Here is a 927-nt window from a genome sequence, read left to right as displayed (position 1 = left end):
ACCCTTTTAGCGCCGCTGTGGCCCTGAGGAGGAGACACGATGTCTGAAGGCACTGACGACAATGAATGGGGAGAGCGAACCCCCGATGCGGTCCTCCACACGGGAACCGACGAGCTGCCCGACCCGGAGGACATAGTCCTGGCGTCCGGTCATGACATCACGCCGGAGAAGCTCGAAGAGGCACGCCGCCTTCTCGACGAAGAAGGCGCTGCCGGTGTGGAGAAGCTGCTCCCGTGAAAGAGCACTGCCGCGGCGTCGGCGGGCGGCCGAACTGCGTCCGGCTTACATCGAGTTGAGGAGTTGAGATGGAGCAATGAAGGCAATTGGAGTATCCGTGCCCAGGGAGACGGAAGTCGTCGTCCTCGACCTGCCTGAACCTCGGCCGCCAGGTGCGGTCAGCTCCTCATCGACGTCGAGGCCGCGGGCGTGGGCCCCTGGGACCGACTGCTGAACACCGGCGGCTGGGATGTCGGACTGTGGCCCCCGCCGCGTTGGGCGTCGAAGGCGTCGGCCGACTGCGCGCTGTCGGCCCCGGCGTCCAGGGCATCGCCGTAGGAGACCGTGCGGTGACGCACGAGGCGCCGCTTCCGGGCGGCGGTGGCTTCTGGACTGAGAGGGTCCTCGTCGCCGCCGCCCACACGGCCCCCGTCCCCGCCACAGTGAAACCCGTCGCCCCGGCCGCACTCCCGGTCAACGGTGCACCAACCTCTACGTACGCCCCGACGCCCCACAACTCACCCACCTCACCACCGCCCTCGCCCAAGGACTACTCCACCTCACTCCCGAGCCCCTGCCCCTGACGGAGGGACCGCTCGCATTCGACCGTGGCCTCCGTAGAAAAGGACCTTGAGGTCCATTCCCATTCATGCTACGGTCCGCAGCGGTAACCTGGCCGATGTGGCGGAACAGGCACGCGGCGAAAACGGC

General features: G+C 67.5%; 2 protein-coding genes. Both read left to right on the top strand.

The annotated features are described in order from the left end of the window. Positions 1 to 39 precede the first annotated feature (39 nt). Positions 40 to 237: a hypothetical protein gene (locus tag MQN93_RS43700; protein ID WP_242713918.1), complete on the top strand. Its 198-nt coding sequence runs from the start codon at positions 40 to 42 to the stop codon at positions 235 to 237. A gap of 152 nt (positions 238 to 389) precedes the next feature. Continuing rightward, on the top strand, positions 390 to 800 hold the full coding sequence (locus MQN93_RS44530) for an alcohol dehydrogenase catalytic domain-containing protein (protein WP_372504541.1): 411 nt from the start codon (positions 390 to 392) through the stop codon (positions 798 to 800). The last annotated feature ends 127 nt before the right edge of the window (positions 801 to 927 follow it).

Origin of the sequence: Streptomyces spinosisporus (assembly GCF_022698145.1) — a bacterium.
GTDB classification, from domain to species: Bacteria; Actinomycetota; Actinomycetes; order Streptomycetales; family Streptomycetaceae; genus Streptomyces; species Streptomyces spinosisporus.
This window is presented reverse-complemented; position numbering and strand designations above follow the sequence as displayed.

What these genes read in the sequence shown, in the direction of transcription:
- MQN93_RS43700 (WP_242713918.1), top strand. Translation starts at nt 40, where the DNA reads ATGTCTGAAGGCACTGACGACAATGAATGGGGAGAGCGAACCCCCGAT.